The 22,608-nt window shown below is 61.7% G+C and carries 21 protein-coding genes; all 21 read right to left on the reverse strand.

Annotation, left to right across the window (positions count from 1 at the left end; translation table 11 throughout):
- Window positions 1-701: 701 nt before the first annotated feature.
- Window positions 702-1,241, reverse strand: coding sequence for a pilus assembly PilX family protein (locus PJK54_RS16205; protein WP_176494352.1), 540 nt, complete (start codon window positions 1,239-1,241; stop codon window positions 702-704).
- Entirely contained in the window at window positions 1,238-2,173 is a 936-nt protein-coding gene (locus PJK54_RS16210; RefSeq protein WP_176494351.1) for a PilW family protein, read from the reverse strand. Before PJK54_RS16210 ends, PJK54_RS16205 begins: the two co-directional genes overlap by 4 nt.
- 65 nt (window positions 2,174-2,238) lie before the next feature.
- Window positions 2,239-2,745, reverse strand: coding sequence for a hypothetical protein (locus PJK54_RS16215; RefSeq protein WP_271303364.1), 507 nt, complete (start codon window positions 2,743-2,745; stop codon window positions 2,239-2,241).
- Window positions 2,729-3,274 (reverse strand): GspH/FimT family pseudopilin, encoded by a 546-nt coding sequence (locus PJK54_RS16220; protein ID WP_271303365.1) that lies wholly within the window; start codon window positions 3,272-3,274, stop codon window positions 2,729-2,731. Before PJK54_RS16220 ends, PJK54_RS16215 begins: the two co-directional genes overlap by 17 nt.
- Window positions 3,275-3,516: 242 nt before the next feature.
- Window positions 3,517-4,002 carry a type IV pilin protein gene (locus PJK54_RS16225; RefSeq protein WP_271303366.1) on the reverse strand — a complete coding sequence of 162 codons (486 nt, stop codon included), beginning with the start codon at window positions 4,000-4,002 and terminating at the stop codon, window positions 3,517-3,519.
- The gene (locus PJK54_RS16230) at window positions 4,002-4,346 is read right to left on the reverse strand and encodes a hypothetical protein (protein ID WP_176494347.1); all 345 of its coding nucleotides are present in this window, start codon (window positions 4,344-4,346) and stop codon (window positions 4,002-4,004) included. The genes PJK54_RS16225 and PJK54_RS16230 overlap by 1 nt, the downstream gene beginning before the upstream one ends.
- Window positions 4,347-4,356: 10 nt before the next feature.
- Entirely contained in the window at window positions 4,357-7,971 is a 3,615-nt protein-coding gene (locus tag PJK54_RS16235) for a pilus assembly protein (protein WP_271303367.1), read from the reverse strand.
- 13 nt (window positions 7,972-7,984) lie between these two features.
- Complete coding sequence (locus tag PJK54_RS16240; RefSeq protein WP_127734342.1) at window positions 7,985-8,563, reverse strand: pilus assembly PilX family protein; 579 nt, start codon at window positions 8,561-8,563, stop codon at window positions 7,985-7,987.
- Window positions 8,563-9,540, reverse strand: coding sequence for a PilW family protein (locus PJK54_RS16245; RefSeq protein WP_271303368.1), 978 nt, complete (start codon window positions 9,538-9,540; stop codon window positions 8,563-8,565). Before PJK54_RS16245 ends, PJK54_RS16240 begins: the two co-directional genes overlap by 1 nt.
- Window positions 9,537-10,037: a type IV pilus modification protein PilV gene (gene pilV / locus PJK54_RS16250; protein ID WP_191237753.1), complete on the reverse strand. Its 501-nt coding sequence runs from the start codon at window positions 10,035-10,037 to the stop codon at window positions 9,537-9,539. Before pilV ends, PJK54_RS16245 begins: the two co-directional genes overlap by 4 nt.
- Window positions 10,034-10,534, reverse strand: a complete 501-nt coding sequence (locus PJK54_RS16255; RefSeq protein ID WP_077373519.1) for a GspH/FimT family pseudopilin — start codon at window positions 10,532-10,534, stop codon at window positions 10,034-10,036. Before PJK54_RS16255 ends, pilV begins: the two co-directional genes overlap by 4 nt.
- Window positions 10,535-10,626: 92 nt before the next feature.
- A complete protein-coding gene (locus PJK54_RS16260; protein WP_271303369.1) occupies window positions 10,627-11,106 on the reverse strand; it encodes a type IV pilin protein in 480 nt (159 codons plus the stop codon).
- 222 nt (window positions 11,107-11,328) lie between these two features.
- A complete protein-coding gene (gene ispH / locus PJK54_RS16265) occupies window positions 11,329-12,297 on the reverse strand; it encodes a 4-hydroxy-3-methylbut-2-enyl diphosphate reductase (RefSeq protein WP_077373435.1) in 969 nt (322 codons plus the stop codon).
- Between the two features lie 58 nt (window positions 12,298-12,355).
- The gene (gene fkpB / locus PJK54_RS16270; RefSeq protein ID WP_077373432.1) at window positions 12,356-12,799 is read right to left on the reverse strand and encodes an FKBP-type peptidyl-prolyl cis-trans isomerase; all 444 of its coding nucleotides are present in this window, start codon (window positions 12,797-12,799) and stop codon (window positions 12,356-12,358) included.
- A 20-nt stretch (window positions 12,800-12,819) separates the two neighbouring features.
- Complete coding sequence (gene lspA, locus PJK54_RS16275) at window positions 12,820-13,347, reverse strand: signal peptidase II (protein WP_240499635.1); 528 nt, start codon at window positions 13,345-13,347, stop codon at window positions 12,820-12,822.
- A 141-nt stretch (window positions 13,348-13,488) separates the two neighbouring features.
- On the reverse strand, window positions 13,489-16,320 hold the full coding sequence (gene ileS / locus PJK54_RS16280; RefSeq protein ID WP_271303370.1) for an isoleucine--tRNA ligase: 2,832 nt from the start codon (window positions 16,318-16,320) through the stop codon (window positions 13,489-13,491).
- 11 nt (window positions 16,321-16,331) lie between these two features.
- Window positions 16,332-17,462, reverse strand: coding sequence for a bifunctional riboflavin kinase/FAD synthetase (gene ribF / locus PJK54_RS16285; RefSeq protein WP_077373426.1), 1,131 nt, complete (start codon window positions 17,460-17,462; stop codon window positions 16,332-16,334).
- 123 nt (window positions 17,463-17,585) lie between these two features.
- Window positions 17,586-19,130, reverse strand: a complete 1,545-nt coding sequence (gene murJ / locus PJK54_RS16290; protein ID WP_373996132.1) for a murein biosynthesis integral membrane protein MurJ — start codon at window positions 19,128-19,130, stop codon at window positions 17,586-17,588.
- A gap of 226 nt (window positions 19,131-19,356) precedes the next feature.
- Complete coding sequence (gene rpsT / locus PJK54_RS16295) at window positions 19,357-19,623, reverse strand: 30S ribosomal protein S20 (RefSeq protein ID WP_077373420.1); 267 nt, start codon at window positions 19,621-19,623, stop codon at window positions 19,357-19,359.
- Between the two features lie 264 nt (window positions 19,624-19,887).
- A complete protein-coding gene (gene proB / locus PJK54_RS16300; protein WP_136939727.1) occupies window positions 19,888-21,018 on the reverse strand; it encodes a glutamate 5-kinase in 1,131 nt (376 codons plus the stop codon).
- Window positions 21,019-21,288: 270 nt separating this feature from the next.
- Window positions 21,289-22,485 carry an Obg family GTPase CgtA gene (cgtA, locus tag PJK54_RS16305; RefSeq protein WP_271303371.1) on the reverse strand — a complete coding sequence of 399 codons (1,197 nt, stop codon included), beginning with the start codon at window positions 22,483-22,485 and terminating at the stop codon, window positions 21,289-21,291.
- Window positions 22,486-22,608 lie beyond the last annotated feature (123 nt).

The raw sequence follows: 22,608 nt of genomic DNA on the forward strand, positions 1-22,608 counted from the left end.
GGTAACCTGTCCTATATTCAGTACCGGCCAGTAACTCCAATGCTGCAGCTTTACCGACGCCTAGACGATCTCGATAGTATGTAAACCAATTAGCGTAATTAACTTTCTCTGCATCTGAAAGTGTCTTATCTGATATTCTAACCTCGGTTTTATCCTTGCATTTATCACCTGTATAATAACGAAAATCAAGATCAGGGTCTGTCAGGTTAACAAGATTGCTTTTGGAGTTGCCGCCCTCAAAGTCAATCCATGCTGCTGTCGGGTCCATATTAGCATAGCGTTCGTCACCATCTCCCTTTTTCCAAGGTAGATAGGTTTGAGCAGGGTCGTAAGCCTGCTTGTTTTCAACAGCACAAAAATAATCATTGGATAAGTTATATCTAGGCCTAAACTCAACATCACACCAATATTTGGTGCAATTAGAGTATTTATAGTACCAGCTATAGACCAAATCATATTTCTGGACGGACTCTCCACCCTCAAAAGTGTCTTCAAAAGACATCGAGCCCGAATCATCCAATACCAGCAGGACATTGGGGGTGACGCCGACGCTCTGGGTGGTGGGCAGCTGGAGTAGCGTGTCGCTGTCTGCCAGCACGGGCAAGGCGACCAGCAGCCCGCCTGACAGCAAGACCGGCAGGCGAATACGACGCAAGCCGCTGGGGCGGGGTGAATGCTTCGATTTCATCGATAGATTCCCTTCAATCGGCCATCATGATTTCGCTTTGCACCACTGCCAGTGCACGCTTTCTGCTCTCAAGGTCTCCCGCGCTCTCAAGACTCCAACCGGCGGCCGTGATCCGGAAGGCATTCAACAACTGGCTGCTGCTCAGGTTGTCGTCATTCAGAACGCCTTCTGTCGTTTCCCCAAGATATTCAATGACATAGTTACCATTGGCAGCCGCATTGCCACTCAGGATGCCCTCGCCATCCCAGGCGTCTGCCTGCAGAGGATCGAAGTCCAGACTTTCTCCCGCCGTCAGGTCATAGAAACCATCCTCGCCGAAGTCATCCAGCGTCAGCTCGCCCTCGAGCAGACGACTTTCGGCCTGCTGCTGAAGGCTCTCGGCCTCGGCATAGGCATTGTCGTAGAACTGGGTATTCATCAGCATGCGGGTCTGCAACTGGGTATCCTCATTGCCCGTCACTGCCATCACGCCGACCACGATCAGCATGATCAACACGACCAGCAATGCCATCCCCTGCTGACGAGGATGCCGGGGGGCGTTCATCTGATTCATAGACCGATATTCCTCGGGCTCAGGGTAATGTCGAAGGTACGTTCCAATTCACCATCATCCTCACCCTCGACGTTGATCGTCGGTGGCGTCTTGAGGGTCAGGCTGATGTGGATACGTCTGACGCTACCCCAGTCATTTGCGGCTTCCACTTCCGCCGCGCTGCGCTCTACTGCGAAACGACTCGCACTGCCACTGCCCGAGGCCGTATCGAAGGACAGATCCAGCGCTTCGACGTATCGCGCCACTTCTTCATCACAGCCTGCGGTCGGGTCACCATCGACATCTTCTCCGTTCAGGCACAGACGGACGGGAGAATCGTCATCGGTCTGCGACAGCAGCAGATACCAACGCTGCAACGGGTAGACATATGCCTGGGTCTGCTGGGCACCGCCGTAGCCATGTTCCACAGCACTCGACAGATCCAGTGAATTGCTGCCATCGCCCGCCAGGCGAGCGATATCACCACTCTCGCAGTCACTGATCAGCACGACGCTATCCGCCTCCAGCGTATCGGCGGCGTAATCTTCAAGTACCAACGACGTATCCCCCTGAGCGACACTCGACCCGAGCTGCCAGCCACGCTGCGCTCCCAGTGCGGGTACCTGCAGGGCCAGGCGGTCGTAGGTGACCCCCGCCACCGTGTCGGACTCGGCCGTCAAGGGAGCATCGGACAGCGCGTGGCTGCCGGTGCCATCACTGACACTGCTCACCGACGCACAGCCGGAAAAACCGGCATTGCGCACCAATGGCTGCAAGCGACGCGTGACATGGCGCGCAGACTCCTGCAGGTAGGACACGGCAGACGTCGTGTTGAGGGTTGAGCGCGAGGCGAGAAAGTACTCCAGCGCCATGGCGGAAATGAACAACCCCAGCACCAGCGCCAACATCAATTCGACCAGGCCGACGCCCTGCTGGGCACGCCGTGAAGGCATCGAGCGAGGCGCCCTGGGCGAGCGCGACGCGCAGGCTCGCCGCGAGAGAGAGACTTTCAATGACATCAGGGCACCACTCGTATCTGTAGGGTCTCGCTCAACGCCTGAGCATCGGCGTCCATGCTGTCTGCGTTCTGACCCAGCGGCGCGGCACCGCTCCAGCCGAGGGTCAGTGTCAGAAGATCACTCCCGCTGCTGGCGATGGCCCCGACCGGCGCGTTCAGTCCACTGTCCTCAAGCCTGTCCGCCCACACCGCTACATCGCGTGCCGCCAGCTCAGCAACACTGCAGGGACAATTGCCGGGATTGCCCGCGCTCTCGGTGTCGAGACCAGCGTAGTCATCCACGCCATCAGGGTTGGCCTGGATACGCTCCGCCATGCTGATCAACAGGATGCGAGCTTCGGTACGCGCATAACTCTCGTTGTTGGCCTGCAGGCTCTCCATCTGCATGAGTCCGAAACCCAGCAACGTCAGCCCCATCAGCAACAGGGCGATCAGAGCCTCCAGCAGACTGGTACCTTGTTGCCCCTCTCTCGCGGGATGCGAGCCCACCTCAGCAACTCTGGTCATCGCTGCCATATGTCTCCGTCAGTACTCGTCCAATGGGGGTCAATTCAAGCTGGCGATGGCCCTGACCACCCGACTGGTCACAGATCAACAGCCAAGTGGAGTCCGGTGTCGCGCCCTGGTCATCAAAGGTCACGCCGGTGACATCTGCCTGCACGGTGATGGCGGCATCGAACAGGCGCAACAGATCATCGCCCAGCGATACTCGTGCATCCGCCTGAGTGCCCTGCACGACCGCCCAGCCATTGCTCCAGCGGGTCGAATTCATGCAGGCATCACCCGCGGCATTCAGCGGACAGAGCGTGATGCTGCCACCACTGGCCACCGCCTCGCTGCGCGCGTAGTTGACCGAGGCAATGAGTGTCTCGGCGGTACTGGTCACGGCATTGCGCGCGACCACTCCCTGCCAGGCGGGGACGGCGATCGTGATCGTGATGACCAGCACTGCCAACGTGATCATCAGCTCGATCAACGTGAATCCTTGCTGCCCCTCCTGCTGACGTGTGCGTCGAAGCACATGCAAAACTGACATCGTCATATCCCTGAGAAACACGCAGGCGAAGGTGCCCTTCGCGATGTGAAATGGGGCAATGTAACGTCAACCAGCCACATAATGGAATTATTATGTTACATAGAATTACCTGACATCCCACAAATTACTCATATTCATCATTGTTTCATCTTTGGTGGCGCGAGTTTCTGGACAACGAAAAGCCCCGATCCAAAAGAATCGGGGCTCGTGTCTGCTGCAAACGGATGGCAGGGTGTGCTGCGTTACCAGCAATTGCTACTGTCGGTGCCTTCTGAATCTGCCAATACCGCAGCTCCCTTGATACCCAGCTCCGTCAACGTGAAAGTGGCACAGTCCTCATCATTGGCCTGACTGCCCGTGGCAGTGGCCGTCAGCGTATAGCTGTCGGCGTCCCCCGCGACGGCCAGTGTATAGAAGCCCTCCTCGCTGGCCGTATCCGCCTGGCCAAGCCCGATCCCGTCTCCGCCGAGCCCCAGAGCATCATCACAGTCCGTGGCGGCAGTCACACTGGCGGTGGCATATTCTCCGCAGGTGGCCATGATGCGCTCCTGGGTCTGGGCAAGCGCCAGCAGGGACGTGATGGCATCCGTGCGGCGTGAGCGCTCCACCTGATCCTGATAGCTGGGATAGGCGATAGCGGCCAGGATTCCGATGATGGCCACGGCAATCATCAGCTCCATCAAGCCGAAACCACCTTGTGATCGAGAACCGCCAGTTCGTCTGATCATCAACGCCCCCTGCGAAGCAGCGTGATATCGATCACAGGTCTTGGCTCGCCGCGCGGATCGAAGCGTACCTCGACCTCCTGCCCCGGATTGAGGTGGAATGCCTGAAGTTCTCGCCCATTGCGATTGAGGACGCGCGTGGAGGGCAGGATCACGAACCCCATGTCGTTGAGCTGCAGCTGGTCCCCCTCCACCTGGTCAATCACGCCTGTGACGGTCTGCTCCATGTCCAGCTGAATCAAGGTATCTGCCGCCATGGCCGTCCCGCCCCACCCCGTGAGGAGTGCACAGGCTGCCAGTATCCATGCGCCGCCGCTCCGCTGCCACTTGTGTCGTGATGTCTGCATGTTCCCTCTCCTAGCGCAGCTGGTACCAGGCACTACGGCCTTCCAGTCCATCGATCCCGAAGTCCATGGCCATCTCGACCACCTGATTGGTACCGCCCTGACCGACGTACTGGGTATCTCCCAGGAACTTGGGCGAGGTGGGCTCCCCGTCCGTCTTTATCGACAGCACGACCTGATTGTTGACGTTGTCGCTGGCATCCACCTTGCCGTCGCCATTGTAGTCAAAGACCTGCTGGACACTGTTGTTGCTGCGGACCGGTTGCAGACCATTACGCAGGCTGAGGGCATTCAACCAGCCGCTGGCACCACCGGTACAGGGGCCATTGCTGCCCGGGATCGTGGTATTGAAGACGATCAGATCGCCACGTACTGCCGGAATCGTCACCAGACGCTCCCCGGAATCGGAAAGCTCCACATACCACCCGTACTGGATGCCATTGTTGTTCTGATTGGCATAATCGACACCCACACCGGTGACGGTACGTGCATCACTGACCCCGGTGATGTTCGTGAAGCTCTGCTTTTCCAGCTGTCCGTGATAACGACGCGTCGTGTCGCCCGTGTGCAATACGCTATAGAAAGACTGCGTCGAGGTGTCGATGGCATCCTGCAGTGTCAACAGTTGCCCCGTCCCCCAATAGACATTCAGGTACGGCGTATCGACGGTACTGTTGAAGACACCGCTGCGTGCCACGGCCACTCGCGAGGTGATGGGCTGGCGCGAAGCCGTCGGACAGGTCGATGTCGTGCTGTTCAGAGCCACCGCACATGACTGGAAGAGGCGCGACGTCTCGCCGCTCCCCACGTCATCCAACGAGAAATCACGCATGTCGAACACCCAGACATTGCCGTGAAGATCACCCGCGTAGACCCAATCGGTAATGCCATCGGCATCGATGTCCGCCAGCTCCGGGCTCGACATGCCATTGCAGTCGCTGTTGGCTGACGTGCAGGACCCCCCGGCATTGCTGCCCTGCTGTGAATCCAGCAGCGCGAAGTTTTCCGGGTCCTCCAGATCCACGATGAACAGTTTGGCACGCCCGTCACTATCCGCGTTGTAGCCATTGCCGAAGATGGCGTACCACTTGCCATCATCAAGTCGAGCAACCTGAATGTCGCTGAAGGTGTAACCGAGATCCTCGTGGGTGAATTCCCACTGCACGATATCCGCCGGCGAGGTGCCATTGGACTCCCCCAGCGTGTCGAAGGCTTCGGGATCCGTGATATCCAGCATGTAGACCGCTTTGCCACCCGCGCCAAGCCCCCCCACCAGGACCGAATGCCAGCTGGGAGCGTCTTCCTCTCCCAGTTGTACGTGGACATCGCGCGCGACAGGCGTGGCATCGACGTAATACTGGTGAACATAATTCTGGTCGGCGAGCTGACGAATGCCACGCCCTCCCTCGATGCTGAAAGCGGCATATGGCATGTAGGCGAATTTCTCTTCCCCGCTTTCCATGTCGATGGCATGCAGCATGCCATCGTTGGCACCGATGTAGATCATCGACTGGCGATCTTCATGCAAGGTCTTGAAGGAGCGGTACGAAGACACTTCCATGTCATTGCGGTAGCTGGCGGAAGGCGGGCCGACGATGGCCGGCGAGGCGTGGACGATATCACCGAGATAGTTGTCGTCACGATCACGGAACAAGGTACCTTCATAGGTATCATCGCCCTTGAGATAGCCGATCAGATTCTCGAGCTCCGACGTTCTCACGGCAAGCGGTGTCCCATTGAGCGTGAGGAAGGTCCCGCTCGTATCCAGAATCTGCCCCGTCAGCTGCGTCACGGTATCACCGACCAGCTCCAGCACGCCGCTCTGCCCGCCGGTCAACCCCAGGGCATTGGCCAGACCATTGCCATTCCCCAGGCCGAGCCCCAGACCGTTGCCGAGAGTCCCGGAGACCCCGTTTGCAGCTTCACGCACGGAGATCAGCACGGCATCGGTCAACAGCGTCTCGTCCAGGAAACCGACGAGGTCGAGAATCTGTTCCGCCTCCAATGAGCCGGCCTCCTCGATATCAAAGAAGAAGGCCTTCTCGTCGACGTCCGAAATCCCCGGATTATAGGTGATCACCTTGCGACTGCTGCTGCGACCGGCATCGTCACGCAACCACTCCGCGACGGACCACTCGGATGTGCTGCTCAAGGTGCCATCGCTGCCGATCTTGCGTGCGACCACATCCCCCGCCCAGTTGGCCGGGTCATAGGTCGTCTGGATGACATAGGCATCACTGGTCTGGCTACCACTGCTGATATCCAGACTGCCGGTGCTGGCAGCACGCCCCGCGATTGACTGGGCGATATTGTTCAATGCATCGATCAGGGCCTGGGGGTTGGCAGCACTCAGATACTCGCCGCGTCCATTCCAGGCGGCATGGCGAAGATCATCAATGGTGGTATTGGTATTGGACACCGGCTGAGGCCAGGTGAAGGAGGTATCGATACCGGATGGATTCTCGGTCAGGGAACCATCCACCCCGAAGCCGACAGTGTAGGTGACCATGTGCTGGGACGGGTTTTCATCCACATCCGGCACGGTGGGAACGCTATTGATCAGATCAGTGCGCAGGTCGGTGCGATAGTAATACATCGCCACGTCACCCAAGGTATTGGAGTAACTGTCACGGTGACTGGCACTGATGTAATCACCGCTGCCACCATCGACATTGCCGACACTGGGACTTGAGCCATTCCAATAGCCATCAGTCATCATGATCGCGTAATTCTGCTGACACATGCCGCCTTCATCCGCACTCAGGATGGGCGCATTGTTCCCGGTACTGGCGAAGTATTCGCCGGCATTCTTCAAGGCCGTACGCAGTGGAGTCCCGCCGGAGGGATAAGCGGTGAACAGCTCTTCCATCAGGTCGTCACGTTCATCGTCGTCGGTCATGTCCGCGACGTTGCGGTTGTTGCGCCCCTGGATGGTACGCAGGCCTACCCGAGACTCGTTGGTATCGATGACGCCTGCCATGGCCGACTTGGCAACGGACATGCGGTCGCGGTAATAGGTGAACCAGTTGGCGAAGTTGGTCTTCTGCGCGGCGGACTGCTGGTTGATGTAGGTCTGACGCGTGGTATCCACATAAAGACCATTGCCACTTCGATAAAGCCCGCACTCCTCGAAGTCATACTCGCCGTCACCGTCATTGTCCGTCCAGGGCATGTAATAGACCCCGGTAAGATTGACGGTTGTCGTCGGCTCATAGGGATTCGCGCGCGCCGTCAGGAGCGTCGCGTCGAGGTAATCCGCTCCAAAGCGATCCTTGCCCGCCCAGGGGGCATAGGTGAGCGCCGGATTGTAGGCCAGGACATTGAAGCCATTGCACGAGCCAATGGCGCGGGCAACGCTGGTCTGGGATTGATGACTGACAGTCCCAAAGTTGCTGATCGAGTAGACTCCGGAGTCTCCAAGCACCGACGAGGCGGGCTGATAGCCCCAGTATTCGACGCCCTGATTGAGCGTATCCTCCCAGGCCATGCTGCCCGAATCATCAAGAATGAACAGGATATTGGGCTGAACACCCGTGGCTTCCGTCACTGGCGCACGAGCGATTTCCCCGGGAGCCGCCAGGCAAGGCAGAGCGAAAAGGCATAGGGCACCACTCAGCAGATAACGCATGTTCATGCTCCTCTCAGAAGTAAGGGCCCAGTTCCAACTCGCTTTGCACCACTGTCCAGGAGGCACCATTGCCGCCTCCCAGGCCCATTGCACTGACGCGGAAGGCATCCAGGCGCGTACCGACCGCATTCAATTCGTTGCTGGTATTCAGTGGGGGCTGACCGACCTTGCCCAGATACTCGATCACGTACGCCCCGATCACCGCGCCGTTATCATCATCCAGCGTATCGATGCCATTGGCCTGCCAATCCGCTTCAGAGAGCGGGTTGATCGGCGGCGCATCCTCAGGGAGTGCCAGCATCAGCCCAGCCGAGTCATCGAAATCGCCCAGTTCCCAGGCGCCATTCTCCAGACCCTCCTGCAACGCCCGCTCACCGATGCTGAGGCTGGTCTCGGCGTTGTAATAGGACTGCTCGAAGTTGCGGCTGTTGACGGCCATCCGGGTCTGCAACTGACTGTCCTCCACGCCGGTGACGGCCAGCAGACCGATCACCACCAGCATGACCAGCACGATCAGCAGCGCGATGCCTTGCTGATGCGCGGGCCCCCTCGTTGCCGCACAGGGCCCGGATGTTGACGGCGATGTATGCATCAGCTGCCCCTCAGTTGCAGATTGCGCGGCGTGAACGTGAGATTGAAGGTGCGTGTCAGACGGCCATCGTTATCTCCGCCCGGCACCACGCCTGGCAGGCTCTCGAGCGTCAGGGCGATCTCGATGCGACGCACCTCATCCCAACGGTCTTCGCTGCGAACCGTGGCGGCAGGCACCTTGACCCGATCGACACTGCCGTTGCCAGTGGTGTCCAGACTGAAGCTGACATCGAAGCCCTCGACGCCAGAGGCCAGCTCTTCGCGCGCAAAGGTGGCATCGATGCGATCGAGATACAGCGCACGCACCGAGCTGTCATTGGCCTGATCATCCAGCCGGAGCTCCCAGGCCTGCACCGGATACAGATAGGCGTTCGATGACTGTGAACTGCCATAGGAACGCGACAGGGTATCGTTGGTCTCGATACTGCCCTGGGTCGTCCCCGACACCTTGAAGACATCGGTGCTGTTGCAATCACTGACCAGCGCGAACTCGTCGGTCACGAAGGCCGCTTCACTGCCATTGCGCACGCTCAGCGGTCCGCCCAGTGAGGTCATGCTGCTGATGAGCGTGATCTCATCGCCATCCTTGCTGGCGGCGACGAACGTCAGATTGAAATAGCTGAGGCTACGCTGGGTACGCTGCTGCCCACCGAAGGGCGCCGTGAGATCGTGGGAGTCATCCACTGAACTGGCATTGGTGATATCACGACTGTTGGCACACCCCGCGTAGCCCACATTGCGCATGAGGGGCTGAAGCCGGAACGAGACATAACGCGCCGACTCCTGAAGATAGGACAGGGCTTCCTGGGTACTCACGGTACTGCGTGACGTCGAGAACATCTGCACTGCCATCGCCGTGATCAGCAGACCCAGCACCAGACTGATCATCAGTTCGACCAGGCCAACCCCCGCCTGATGCGCGCGAGAGGCTGGAGAGCGAGAGAACTTCTTGCCAGCGATAGAGACACGCGGGTTCATGGCTCCACCTCGAAGCGATATGCCTGGATATCCACTCCACCGTTGAGCGTATCGCTCCATTGCACCTGGACACTGACGTCATGCACCCCGATACCGGCACCGCCGACCAGGCGCTCGTCTACCGTCACGTTGCCGACACCGCTGGTCAGAGTGGAACCCTGAATGGCCGTTCGCCAGTCGATCACATCCTGATTGGCCAACTGAGCAGGCGTGCAGTCTGACGAGCATCCATTGTCCGGTGGGTCCTGCGTATCGGCACCATCGTATTGCGCAATGGCTTCGAGATTGGCCCGGATGCGCTCGGCCATGTCCAATGACAGCAGCTGTGCCACCGTATTGCTGTAACTGACGCGCTGATGCTGCAACGTCTGCACCTGCAGCAGCCCCAGCCCCAGCAAGGAGACACCAAGCAGCAGCACGGCCACCAGCGCCTCGATCAGACCGACGCCACGCTGACGATGCGCCGTCGCGATCTTCGGAGGGTTACGTCTTGTCATGAGCAATCACCTCCCGTCTCGAGTCTCACGCGCCCTGAAGGCGCCACCACCACGGAAGTGGAATCCGAGGCTGCGCAGAACACCAGCGTGCTGTTGCCGCTGTTGAGTGTGCCGCGATCATTGAAGGTGATACGACTGGCACCGCCGGATTGCGCCACCGAGTTGCTGCCCTGATGAACCCACATGCGATCCCCTGCCGTGAAATTGGCCCCACTGCCTTCATACACCACCCAGCCATTCGACCAGTCCGCATCACAGACAGTGGGGTTCGGCGTGGCAACGCTCGGAGCATAGGGACAGACGCTGACCATGGTGCCGCGACTGGTCGCGGCACTGCGTGCCATCGCCAGGGCATGCGTCAGGGCGCGCACGTCGGACTCCACCTGAGAGCGCTGTACCATCCCTTGCCAGGCAGGCACCGCCCAGGCAGCGATGATGGCGATGATCGCCACCGTCACCACCAGCTCGATCAGCGTGAAACCGCGTGAATGACGCATGATGTCAGGCTCCCCGGCCTCTCGTGGCCTCTCATGCAACGCGAAAGGCAGTTCTCTCCCGACCCGATGTCGAGAGGATGGTCTCGCAGACTTCACCAACACCGCCCCCCTCCTTCCGCGCCGGTATTCATGACCTCATCCATCCACAGAATGCCGCAGTCATCGTTGAGCTGTGCTCCCTGCGGAGTGGCTTGCAACACGAAGGTGCTCGGCGTGAGGCTGCGATAGGAGATCAGGTAGCGCAGATTGCCGCCGGCATCCTCGATACTGCTGACGCCATCGGCTGGCAACTCACCCTCCAGCACCGGCGCCTCGGAGAAATCGTGTCCATAGAAGCCATGCAACTGCCTGGCCTGCTGGCCCAGCGCCTGCTGAGCATGAGAACGCCAGCTGCGCTCCACGTACCCGAGATAGGATGGCACTGCTACCGCCGCCAGAATCCCGATGATCGCGACCACCATCATGACTTCGATGAGCGTGAAGCCTCGTGCTCCTCTGGGCCCGCACGCTCCCGCTGCCCCGCGTCGTGCACGAGCACCGATGACGCTTTTGGCTAGGGGATGGCATAGCATGCCGATATCTCCAGAGGTGGCTTACCCTCCATTATGTATCATTTTCGTAACCGAGCATTACATTTTTTTTCATATATCCTCAGGCCAGATCAACGCTCACCGGAATGATCAGGGCATTGAGAACATGCGCAATAACTCACAAAGAGTCAGATATTGCGGATCAGACATGAAAAAAGCCGCGACAGAGTCGCGGCTTTCAGATGACCAATGACTTACAGAGCGTTACAGCTCGCGAATCTGATCCGAGGCGATCAAGCGCTCCTTGAGCTCCTTGGGCATGGAGAAGACGATATTCTCCTCCTGACCTTCCAGTTCCTCGGGCGCCGAAGCCCCCAGTGCCATCAGGCGATCGATCACGCCCTGCACCAGCACTTCGGGCGCACTTGCGCCTGCCGTGATCCCGATACTGCCGATACCCTCGAGCCAGGCGGCCTCGATCTGCTCGGCATCATCGATCAACCAGGCCGGGGTCTGCATGCGCTCGGCCAGTTCGCGCAGGCGATTGGAGTTGGAGCTGTTGGGGCTGCCGACCACCAGCACCACATCGCAGGCTTCCGCCAGCATGCGTACGGCGTCCTGACGATTCTGGGTCGCGTAGCAGATATCGTCCTTGCGCGGCCCTTGAATCGCCGGGAAGCGTTCGCGCAGCGCATCGATCACACGCGCCGTGTCATCCATGGACAGTGTGGTCTGGGTGACGAAGGCCAGCTGATCCGGGTCCTTGACCTCCAGGCGCGCCACATCGGACTCGTCCTCCACCAGGTGGATGGTGCCACCCTTGGAGGTGTCATAGCGACCCATGGTGCCCTCGACTTCCGGGTGACCCTCATGGCCGATCAGCACGCAATCCTGGCCCTTGCGCGCATAGCGCAGCACTTCCATGTGCACCTTGGTCACCAGCGGACAGGTGGCATCGAAGACCTTGAGGTTGCGACGCTCGGCCTCTTCCTGCACCGCACGCGAGACACCGTGGGCCGAGAAGATGACGATGACGTCATCCGGCACTTCGTGCAGTTCCTCGACGAAGATGGCGCCGCGCTCCTTGAGGGAGTCGACCACGAAGCGGTTGTGCACCACCTCGTGACGCACGTAGATCGGCGGCCCGAACACGTCGAGCGCCCCGTTGACGATATCGATGGCGCGATCCACTCCGGCGCAGAAACCGCGCGGGTTGGCCAGCTTGATCTGCATGACAGGCTCCGCTTGATGGCAAGGGGCACACGTGTGAGGTGCCCCTGGGAAAGAAGACTCAGTGCGTGGTCGCGGGGGAGACGGACAGCACCTCGACCTCGAAGGTCAGGGTACGCCCGGCCAGCGGGTGGTTGAAGTCGACCTTGACGTCACGCTCATCGATCTCGCGGATGATGCCCGGCAGCTCCGAGCCTGACGGCTCGGCGAAGGACATCACCATGCCGACCTCGATCTCGTCATCGAAGCTCTTGCGCGCCACGGTCTGGACATTCTGCGGATTGTGCTGACCGAAGGCATGCTCCGGCGTGACCGTGAAGCTGCCGGTCTCACCTGCCGCCATGCCCATGATCGGCCGCTCGAAGCCCGGCGGCAGGTTGCCATCGCCTACCTGGAAGGTGGCCGGCGTCTTGTCGAAGGTGGAATCCACTTCGGTACCGTCTTCCAGACGCAGACGGAAATGGAGGCTGACCTCCATGTTTTCGGCGATACGATATTCGCTCATGCTGACCTCGTTTGCGCCACTCACTCGGAGCGGCCACGGAAGGATTCGATGATCAGTGCCACGGCTCCCAAGCTGATGGCGACGTCCGCCACATTGAAGGCCGGGAAGAAGGCATTGCCCCAGTGGAAGGACAGGAAGTCCACCACGTAACCATGCACGACACGATCATAAAGATTGCCCAGTGCGCCACCCAGTACCAGCGCGATGCCCAGCGCCGTGAAGGTCTCGTGACGCTTGAGGCGCGCAAGCCAGATGCTCAGACCGATGGCCGCCACCACGGCGATGCCGGCGAACAGCCAGCGCTGCCAGCCGTCATGACCGGCCAGGAAACTGAAGGCCGCGCCGGTATTGTGCAGCAGCGTCAGATTGAAGACCGGCAGCACCTCGTTGGCCTGACCATAGATCAAAGAACTGCTGGCCAACCACTTGGTGGTCAGGTCCAGCACCACGATCACCACTGACAGCCACAGCCAGCGCAACGGCGAACGCATCGGCTCACTGGCGGCCGAGCCGGCCTCACTGGCAGGCGGTTGTGAAGAAGACGTCATGTTACCTTCCTGTCGGGGATGCCATGGGCATCCCTGCATGAAATGAATCCGTCGGCGGCAAGACACGAACGCCGGGCCAGAGCCCGGCGTTCGATATCAGCGCTCAGCGGAGGCTGAACGATGCCGCGGTCGCGTCAGCGATCACGCGAAGTGACGCGTCTCGCCTTCGCCATCCGGCAGGTTGGTCACGCAGCGGCCACACAGGGTCGGATGTTCCGGCAGGGTGCCGACTTCCGGACGGTGGTGCCAGCAACGTTCGCACTTGGCATTCTCGCTGACCTTGACCGCCACCTTGAGGCCGGACACTTCGGTCTCTTCTGCGTCACCCGCAGCATCGAGAGGCGCCAGGGTCACGCCGCTGGTCAGCATCACGAAGCGCAGCTCGTCGCCGAGACTTGCCAGCAGTGCTTTTAGCTCGTCATTGACGTAAAGGGTGACTTCCGCCGCCAGGCCATTCTTGACCAGACCGGCGTTGCGCGCGCCTTCCAGCGTCTTGTTGACCGCCTGCTTGACGTGCAGCACCTGCTCCCAGAACTCACGCCCCATGGGGGCATCATCCGCCAGCGTGGTCAGGCCGGTGTAGGCCGTCTCCAGGAAGATGGTGTCCTTGCGCGGACCCGGGATGTTGGCGTAGATCTCTTCTCCGGTGAAGGAGAGGATCGGCGCCATCCAGCGTGCCAGCGCCTCGATCACGTGATACAGCGCCGTCTGACAGCTGCGACGCGCACGCGAGTTCGGCTGCGTGGTGTACTGGCGGTCCTTGATGACATCCAGATAGAAGCCGCCCAGCTCACGCGAGCAGAAGGTCAGCACCTGCTGATAGATATCGAGGAAGCGATATTCCTCGTAGGCCAGCTCGACACGTGCCTGCAGCTGGGCGGCACGATCGACCACCCACTGGTCCAGCGCCAGCATGTCGTCGAAGGCCAGCGCATCACGCTCGGGCTCGAAACCGTTCAGGTTGGACAGCAGGAAGCGCGAGGTGTTGCGAATGCGGCGATAGGCATCGGCAGTCCGCTTGAGGATCTCGTCCGAGACGGCCATCTCACCGGAATAGTCATTGGAGGACACCCACAGGCGCAGAATGTCGGCACCCAACTTGTCCATCACCTGCTGCGGCGCAACCACGTTGCCGACCGACTTGGACATCTTGCGGCCCTGCGCATCGACGGTGAAACCGTGAGTCAGCAGTGCCTTGTACGGTGCGTGGCCGTCGATGGCACAGCCGGTCAGCAGTGACGAGTGGAACCAGCCACGGTGCTGGTCGGAGCCTTCCAGGTACAGGTCGGCACGCGGACCTTCCTCGTGACCATGCGGGTGCGAGCCACGCAGCACATGCCAGTGAGTCGTGCCGGAATCGAACCACACGTCCAGCGTGTCGGTGACCTTCTCGTAGTTCTCGGCCTCATCGCCCAGCAGCTCCTGGCTGTCGAGTGACCACCAGGCATCGATGCCGTGCTCGGCGACACGATCCGCGACCGCCTCCATCAGCGCGACGCTGTCAGGGTGCAGTTCGCCAGTGGCGCGATGCAGGAACAGCGGAATCGGCACGCCCCAGTTGCGCTGACGCGAGATGCACCAGTCAGGGCGGTTGGCGATCATGCTCTTCAGGCGCGCCTGGCCCCAGGCAGGAATGAAGGTGGTGTCCTCGATGGCGGACAGCGCCTTGTCACGCAGGGTCACGCCATCGGTGCCGGCGATGTCCATGCCGACGAACCACTGGGCCGTGGCGCGATAGATGACCGGCGTCTTGTGGCGCCAGCAGTGCATGTAGCTGTGGGTGATCTTCTCGTGCGCCATCAGCGCGCCGAGTTCTTCCAGACGCGCGACGATGTTCGGATTGGCCTTCCAGATGAACTGACCACCGAATTCCGGCAGGTCCGGCACGTAGACGCCGTTGCCCTGCACCGGGCTCTCGATCTCGTCGAAGCTCATGCCGTAACGACGGCAGGTGTGGAAGTCATCCTCGCCGTAGGCCGGCGCGGAGTGGACGATACCGGTACCGGCACCGGTCTCGACGTAGTCGGCCAGATAGACCGGCGACAGACGATCGTAGATCGGGTGACGGAAGTTGAGATTCTCCAGTGCCGCGCCATTGACGGTCGCCAGTGTCTCGCCACTCAGCCCGAAGCGCGCCAGGCTGTCCTTGACCAGCTCCTCGGCGAGCACCAGCAGGCGCTCGCCGGTATCGACCAGCGAGTAGACGAAGTCCGGGTGAACGTTGAGCGCCTGGTTGGCCGGGATGGTCCACGGGGTGGTGGTCCAGATCACGATCGCCGCCGGCTTGCTCAGTGACTCGAGGCCGAAGGCCTTGGCCAGCGCCGCGCTGTCGTCTGCCGCGAAGGCGACATCGATGGCGTCAGAGGTCTTGTCGGCGTATTCGACTTCCGCTTCCGCAAGCGCAGAGCCACAGTCGAAGCACCAGTTGACCGGCTTCAGGCCCTTGAAGACATAACCGCCCTTGACCATCTCGGCCAGCGCACGGATCTCACCGGCTTCGTTGGCGAAGTCCATGGAGCGATACGGGTTGCCCCAGTCACCGACGATGCCGAGACGGATGAACTCGTGCTTCTGACCTTCCACCTGCACGCCCGCGTATTCGCGGCACAGGTGACGGGCTTTCTCGGACTCGAGATGCTTGCCGTGGGTGGTCTCGACCTTGTGCTCGATGGGCAGACCATGACAGTCCCAGCCCGGCACGTAAGGCGCATCGAAGCCCGCCATCGTCTTGGACTTGACGATGATGTCCTTGAGAATCTTGTTGACGGCGTGACCGATGTGAATATTGCCGTTGGCATAGGGAGGGCCGTCGTGGAGCACGAAGCTCGGACGGCCCTTGCCTGCTTCACGCAGACGCGCGTAGAGGTCAATCTCGTTCCAGCGGGCCAGTTGGTCCGGCTCACGCTTGGGGAGATTGCCGCGCATCGGGAAGTCGGTATCGGGCAGATTCAAAGTGTGCTTGTAGTCGCTCATAGCCTTTCGGGTCAGCCGTCGTGGGGGCGGGAAGCCTGAGCTTCCCGAGCTGTGGAATCAGACACCTCAGCAGTGCCGTGTAAGGGTGCCGTCGGCGCATTCATCAGTGCGCTCAGCGGACGGCTGGCCAGCGGCAGGTCAGCCATCGAGGTCATGCAATCGAGCAATGCCTGCTCATCACTGGCGGGCGTCTCGCCTGCGGCCAGCGCGAAGAAGCGGCGTGCCAATGCGATATCGGCGTAGATGGCGGCCTTGAGAGCCTCCAGGCCATCGAAGCGCTGCTCGCCACGCAGGAAGGCACAGAAGCTGACACGCATCGACTGGCCATAGAGGTCCTCCGCGAAGTCCAGCAGGTGAACCTCAAGGACCGGGCGCGGCGTGCCGACCGTCGGGCGCCAGCCGATATTGGCTACCGCCGGGCAGGCGCGGCCATCGGCCAGATGCGCCATCACCGCGTAGACGCCGGAGACTGCCAGCGGCGCATTCGGCAGCGGCAGATTGGCGGTCGGCACGCCGATGGTACGCCCCAGCTGACGGTCCGCGACCACGCGCCCCTGCCAGTGATGGGCTCGTCCCAGCAATCTGGCGGCCAATGCCATGTCACCCGCGGCCAGTACCTTGCGCACGCGAGTGCTGGACACACGCTCACCGGCGATCTCGAAGGTGCGGGTATGCTCCACCGCGAAGCCCTCGGCGGCGCCGATGCGCTCCAGCAGCGCGAAGTCACCGGCACGATCACAGCCGAAGCGGAAGTCGTCGCCGACCACCAGGTGGCGCACGCCGAGGCCATCGATCAGTACCTGCTCGATGAATTCACGGGCCGACAATGAGCGCAGCGCCTCATTGAAGGGCAGGCACAGTACGCGCTCGGCGCCGTGGCTACCCAGCAGGCGGACCTTTTCCGCCAGTCGCGTCAGGCGTGGCGGCGCCTTGTCACCCGCGAAGAACTCGCGCGGCTGCGGCTCGAACACCACCACCGTGGCCGGCAGCCCATAGGCCGCCGCGCGCTCGCGCAGTTGCTCCAGAATCGCCTGGTGGCCGAGGTGCACCCCATCGAAATTGCCGATGGTGGCCACGCAGCCGCGACTGCCATCCTGCTTGCGCAGGCGGGCGAGATTGTGGAGTCCTCTGATCAAGTCCATGCGTGCATCACACAAGCCGCCGAAAGTGGTCGATTATAGCGAAGGGGCACGGCGCTGACAGCCACCGTTGCCCCACCAGAGAGAAAACTGCTGGAACGCGAGTTGTGAATCGGGAGTCGGGGCTCAGCCCTGCATGCGGAAGTGGCGCGGACGTATGCCGCAAAGCCCCAACCACAGTGCATAGACCAGCACACCGCCGACGACCAGCGCCCCCATCATCGCACAGCGCTCCCACAGGCCCCAACCGAGCCAGGTGGTCCAGTCCGGTGACAGCCACAGCAGGCCGCCGCCCATCAGGGCGCAACCGCCAATCAGCGTCAGCGAATAGCGCCCCCAGCCCGGCTGGAAGCGCAGCACACCCTCGCGATACAGGCCACGCGCCAACAGCCCGGCATTCAGGAAGGCCGACAGCGCCGTGGCCAATGCCAGGCCCGCATGGGCCAACGGCACGATCAGCGCGAGGTTGAAGGCCATGTTGGCGACCATCGCGATGATGCCGATCCTGACCGGCGTCTTCGTGTCCTGACGCGCATAGAAGCCCGGTGCCAGCACCTTGATCAGCATGAAGGCCAGCAGCCCGAAGCTGTAGGCCCGCAGGCTCTGGGCCGACATCACCACATCATTGTCCGTCATCGCCCCATAGTGGAACAACGTGATCAGCAGCGGCTCCGCGAGCACGCCCAGCGCCAGCGCCGCCGGCACGCCGATCAACAATACCGAACGCAGCGCCCAGTCGAGCATCTTCTGGAAGTGCTCCAGCGACTGCTCCGCGTGACGCTTGGAGAGCGCCGGCAGAATCACGGTGCCGATGGCGATGCCAATGATGCCCAGCGGCAGTTCGACCAGCCGGTCGGAGTAATAGAGCCACGACACGCTGCCGGTGACCAGAAACGAGGCCAGCACGGTATCCAGCAGCAGGTTGATCTGCGAGACCGAGACCCCGAACAGCGCCGGTGTCATCAACTTGAGGATGCGCCGCACGCCTTCGTGGGCGAAGTTCGGCCATGGCTTGGGCATCAGGCCAAGACGCAGCAGGAACGGCACCTGGAACAGCAGCTGCACGCCACCGGCGATCAACACGCCCCAGGCCAGCGCCATGGCGGGTGTCTCGAAACGCGGTGCCAGCAACAGCGCCGCACCGATCAGGCTCAGGTTGAGCAGCACCGGGGTGATGGCCGGCACCGCGAAGCGATTCCAGGTATTGAGCACGCTGCCGGCGAAGGCGGTCAGCGAGATCAGCAGCAGATAGGGGAAGGTCAGGCGCAGCATGTCACCGGTCAGCGCCAGCTTGCCGGCATCGTCACCGAACCCGGGCGCGAAGACCCACACCAGCCAGGGCGCGCACAGCATCGCCAGCGCCGTGATCAGCGCCAGGATGACGCCGAGACTGCCACTGACGGCATCCAGCAACTCGCGGACTTCTTCCCGCGTGCGCCGGGTCGCATACTCGGACAGCACCGGAATGAAGGCCTGATTGAAGGCCCCCTCGGCGAACAGACGACGCATGAAGTTGGGGATCTTGAAGGCCACGAAGAAGGCATCCGCCCCGCTGCCTGCCCCCAGCAGACTGGCGATGATCACGTCTCGCGCCAGCCCCAGCACCCGCGACAGCATCGTCATCACGCTGACGATCAGTCCGGAGCGCAGCAGTCCCGCGCGCACCGGCAGGCTGTCTCCACTGCTGGTCTCTGCCTGAGCCGTCGCCTGAGAGCCAGCCTGCACGGCCTGGCGACCCGACTCCTTCCCGACATCCTGATCGCCTCTGGGCGACTCATCCTGCGGCTTGCTCACCCTGACACCCCTTTCACTTCCCTGATCCGATACCGATGCCATCCAACACGATAGACAGACACAAAAAAACCGGCCGAAGCCGGTTTTTTCACGCGAACACGTCTCAGACAGCCAGTGCCTTGACGCGTGCGTTCAGACGGCTCTTGACGCGAGCGGCCTTCTTCTTGGACAGGATGTCCTTGTCGGCGTAACGGTCGAGGACCTTCTGCGCGACATTGAAAGCGGCCATGGAAGCAGCGTGGTCACCAGTCTTGACGGCCTTCAGCACGTTCTTGACGCTGGTACGCACGGCGGAACGCTGTGCGGAGTTGTGCTGACGACGGACTTCAGCCTGACGAGCGCGCTTGCGAGCTTGCTTGGAGTTTGCCACTTTGATGCTCCTTATGAGTCCACCCGTAGGCGCGTACTCATGAACTTGAATTTGGAAGACGTTGTCGCGGGGCGACAGCGGGTCCGGTCATCTCTCGCTTTCGACACTTGACGTGAAGACCATAGAGAAATCAGCGACTTGACGTGGAAGCCCCGCCAAGCCTTCGCCATCGGAGCGGACCAGCTCCCGACAGGACGGCAGAGTCTAGCATGGCCGGACGGATGACTGCCAGCATGAGGCCCGCATCGGCAGGCCTCATGCGCCCTACAGCACGATGAGGTTGTCGCGATGGATCAGCTCCGGCGCCTCGATATAGCCCAGCGCAGCCTCGATCTGATGACTCGGCAGCCCCAGGATGCGCTCGGCATCGACCGCGGAATAGTTGACCAGCCCCTTGGCGATCCGCGCGCCGGATTCATCGACACACTGCACCAGGTCACCGCGCTTGAAGGTGCCGTCTATCTTCTTCACGCCCACCGGCAGCAGGCTGGAACCACGCGTGGTCAGCACGCTGACGGCTCCGGCATCCAGCGTCAGGGTGCCCCGCACCTGCAGTTGCCCGGCGATCCAGCGCTTGCGCGCCGCGATCGGCGCATGCTCGGGCAGCAGCAGGGTACCGAAGCGCTCGCCAGCGGCCAGGCGCGTGATCACGTCAGGCTGGCGGCCGGAGGCAATCACCGTCAGCGCGCCGCTGCGGGCTGCCAGGCGCGCCGCCCGCACCTTGGTGGCCATGCCGCCACGCCCCAGCACCCCGCCGCCACCGGCGACCTTGACCAGCATCGGGTCATCGGCCTGCGCTTCCTCGATCAGCCTGGCCGCCGGATCATGGCGCGGGTCGGCGTCGTACAGCCCTTCCTGATCGGTGAGCAGCAACAGGGCATCGGCTTCCAGCAGATTGGCGACCAGCGCGCCGAGCGTATCGTTGTCACCGAAGCGAATCTCGTCGGTGACGACAGTGTCATTCTCGTTGATCACCGGCACCACGCGCAGCTCCACCAGGGTGCGCAGCGCCGAGCGTGCATTCAGGTAACGCTTGCGATTGGAGAGATCGTCGTGGGTCAGCAGAATCTGGGCGGTGGTCAGGCCGTGACGATGGAAATGCTCTTCATAGCACTGGGTCAGGCCATTCTGGCCGACCGCCGCCGCGGCCTGCAGCTCATGCACGCCACTGGGTCGCGCCGTCCAGCCAAGCCGGGACATGCCGACGGCGATCGCGCCGGAAGACACCACGATCACCTCGATGCCACGCGCATGCAGTGCCGCGATCTGGTCGACCCAACGCCCGATACCGGCATCGTCCAGCCCGCGGCCGTCGTCGGTCAGCAGCGCACTGCCGATCTTGACCACCACGCGCCGCGCCCGGGCCAATGCCTCACGTCCGACCCGACTGCCCATCTCCGCCACTTCCGCCACTTCCGCCACCTTCTGCTCCGCCACCGCACTATCTCCTGTCATGTGGTCTCCCGCCCCGCTCGGCAGGCTGTGACTGCCCCGTCGCGTCATTGTCCGCTCCCGCCCCGCTGCTGTCATCATCCTCGAGCGGTACCTGCAACGAAAACGCCCCGCCGCGAGACCAGAAGGCTCGGGGCGGGGCGTGAATCGCGAAGCGGGTCGCTCGTCACTCGGTGACTGCCTCGCAGGGCAGCCACCGGACGAACCTCGACCTCAGGGCGCGTATTCGACCTCGACGTCGTAATCGTCGTCATTGAAGTCGTCATCGTCCTCTTCTTCGTCACCCTTCTTGCGCTTGCGACGTGTCAGGCGCTCTTCAGCGCGCTCCAGCGACTCGTTCTCCATCCGCGCCAGCAGGGCGGCATGCGCCTCGGCAGCTTCCGGATCTTCCGCCAGCTGCAGGCGTTGCTCGCCCAGCCAGCGGTGTGCGGCCTGCACCAGCTCCTGAGTGCCGATACCACTGGCCGCGGAGACGACGAACAGCTCACCTTCCCAGCCCAGACGCTCGACGAGGTCCTTGACCATCGCCTCGCGATCCTCTTCCGCCAGCAGATCGATCTTGTTGATCACCAGCCAGCGCGGCAGCTCCGTGAGTGCCGAGGAGAAGTTCTTGAGCTCATTGAGAATCGCCTCGACCGCATGGACCGGGTCGCTCTCGTCGAAGGGCGCGATATCCACCACATGCAGCAACAGGCGCGTGCGCGTCAGGTGCTTGAGGAAGCGCAGCCCCAGGCCGGCGCCATCCGCCGCCCCTTCGATCAGGCCGGGAATGTCGGCCATCACGAAGTGCTGGTGGCTACCGATCTTCACGACGCCAAGGTTCGGCACCAGCGTGGTGAAGGGGTAGTTGGCGACCTTGGGCTTGGCCGCGGAGACGGCGCGAATCAGCGTCGACTTGCCGGCATTCGGCATGCCCAGCAGGCCGACATCCGCCATCACCTTCATCTCGAGGCGCAGGTTGCGACGCTCACCCCAGGTGCCCTTGGAGGTCTGGCGCGGCGCGCGATTGGTGGAGGACTTGAAGTGGATGTTGCCCAGACCACGACGCCCACCCTGCGCAACCAGCACCAGCTGGCCGATTTCCGTCACGTCACCGATGATCTCGAGGGTTTCCTCGTCGATCACGGTGGTGCCGACCGGCACCTTGACGATCAGGTCCTCACCCGCCTTGCCCGCCATCTGACGGCCCTGGCCGGCGTCACCGCTCTCGGCCTGGTAATAGCGCTGGAACTTGAAGTCGATCAGGGTATTGAGGGAATCATCCCCGATCAGGTACACACTACCGCCGTGCCCGCCGTCACCCCCATCGGGGCCACCACGCGGCACGTATTTCTCACGGCGAAAACTCAGGCAACCATTGCCGCCACGTCCGGCCTCGACAATGATCGACGCTTCATCAAGGAACTGCATGCTGCTCTCTCCTGACGACGACCCGGGCCGTCATGCGACAAAAAAGCCCCGCCTGAGCGGGGCTTCCTTGCAGACCGTCATACGATACCGGGGCATCGTCCAGTCTGCGTAAGCTGTCAGACG

Origin of the sequence: Cobetia sp. MMG027 (assembly GCF_027947415.1) — a bacterium.
Taxonomy (GTDB): domain Bacteria; phylum Pseudomonadota; class Gammaproteobacteria; order Pseudomonadales; family Halomonadaceae; genus Cobetia; species Cobetia marina.

Coding starts and splice junctions, on each gene's coding strand:
- PJK54_RS16230 (WP_176494347.1), bottom strand. CDS start 4,346: ATGCAGACATCACGACACAAGTGGCAGCGGAGCGGCGGCGCATGGATA.
- PJK54_RS16240 (WP_127734342.1), bottom strand. CDS start 8,563: ATGCATACATCGCCGTCAACATCCGGGCCCTGTGCGGCAACGAGGGGG.
- PJK54_RS16225 (WP_271303366.1), bottom strand. CDS start 4,002: ATGATCAGACGAACTGGCGGTTCTCGATCACAAGGTGGTTTCGGCTTG.
- ispH (WP_077373435.1), bottom strand. CDS start 12,297: ATGCAGATCAAGCTGGCCAACCCGCGCGGTTTCTGCGCCGGAGTGGAT.
- PJK54_RS16235 (WP_271303367.1), bottom strand. CDS start 7,971: ATGCGTTATCTGCTGAGTGGTGCCCTATGCCTTTTCGCTCTGCCTTGC.
- PJK54_RS16255 (WP_077373519.1), bottom strand. CDS start 10,534: ATGCGTCATTCACGCGGTTTCACGCTGATCGAGCTGGTGGTGACGGTG.
- proB (WP_136939727.1), bottom strand. CDS start 21,018: ATGGGCAGTCGGGTCGGACGTGAGGCATTGGCCCGGGCGCGGCGCGTG.
- ileS (WP_271303370.1), bottom strand. CDS start 16,320: ATGAGCGACTACAAGCACACTTTGAATCTGCCCGATACCGACTTCCCG.
- fkpB (WP_077373432.1), bottom strand. CDS start 12,799: ATGAGCGAATATCGTATCGCCGAAAACATGGAGGTCAGCCTCCATTTC.
- ribF (WP_077373426.1), bottom strand. CDS start 17,462: ATGGACTTGATCAGAGGACTCCACAATCTCGCCCGCCTGCGCAAGCAG.
- PJK54_RS16215 (WP_271303364.1), bottom strand. CDS start 2,745: ATGACCAGAGTTGCTGAGGTGGGCTCGCATCCCGCGAGAGAGGGGCAA.
- PJK54_RS16210 (WP_176494351.1), bottom strand. CDS start 2,173: ATGCCTTCACGGCGTGCCCAGCAGGGCGTCGGCCTGGTCGAATTGATG.
- PJK54_RS16260 (WP_271303369.1), bottom strand. CDS start 11,106: ATGCTATGCCATCCCCTAGCCAAAAGCGTCATCGGTGCTCGTGCACGA.
- lspA (WP_240499635.1), bottom strand. CDS start 13,347: ATGACGTCTTCTTCACAACCGCCTGCCAGTGAGGCCGGCTCGGCCGCC.
- cgtA (WP_271303371.1), bottom strand. CDS start 22,485: ATGCAGTTCCTTGATGAAGCGTCGATCATTGTCGAGGCCGGACGTGGC.
- pilV (WP_191237753.1), bottom strand. CDS start 10,037: ATGACAAGACGTAACCCTCCGAAGATCGCGACGGCGCATCGTCAGCGT.
- PJK54_RS16220 (WP_271303365.1), bottom strand. CDS start 3,274: ATGTCAGTTTTGCATGTGCTTCGACGCACACGTCAGCAGGAGGGGCAG.
- PJK54_RS16205 (WP_176494352.1), bottom strand. CDS start 1,241: ATGAATCAGATGAACGCCCCCCGGCATCCTCGTCAGCAGGGGATGGCA.
- PJK54_RS16245 (WP_271303368.1), bottom strand. CDS start 9,540: ATGAACCCGCGTGTCTCTATCGCTGGCAAGAAGTTCTCTCGCTCTCCA.